Consider the following 297-nt stretch of genomic DNA (forward strand, 5'->3'; position numbering starts at 1 on the left):
CGAACTATCTTGGGCACGAGTGAGCTTAACTTCTGTGTTCGGAATGGGAACAGGTGGAACCTCACCGTCATCGTCACCGACCAATATGACTGGTTCAGTATAACATTTCTGTTTTACTTTGTCCAGTATTTCTTGAAGGACGTGCCTTCAAAACTGAATAATTACTGCTTACATTTTGTCATTGACTTGAGAATTCAAGCGAATTGTGGTCAAGCCCTCGATCTATTAGTACACACTTGCTGAATGGATCGCTCCACTTACACATCGTGCCTATCAACCTCGTAGTCTACAAGGGAT

2 rRNA genes are annotated in these 297 nt (G+C 43.1%); both read right to left on the reverse strand.

The features are described 5' to 3' along the window. Window positions 1-81: ribosomal RNA gene (gene rrf, locus P0G09_RS19155) — 5S ribosomal RNA — on the reverse strand; the annotation flags it as partial. Between the two features lie 124 nt (window positions 82-205). Then, a 23S ribosomal RNA gene (locus P0G09_RS19160) occupies window positions 206-297 on the reverse strand; the annotation flags it as partial.

The sequence above is a fragment of the Faecalibacterium sp. DFI.5.82 genome, assembly GCF_029076575.1.
Classification (GTDB): domain Bacteria; phylum Bacillota; class Clostridia; order Oscillospirales; family Ruminococcaceae; genus Faecalibacterium; species Faecalibacterium duncaniae.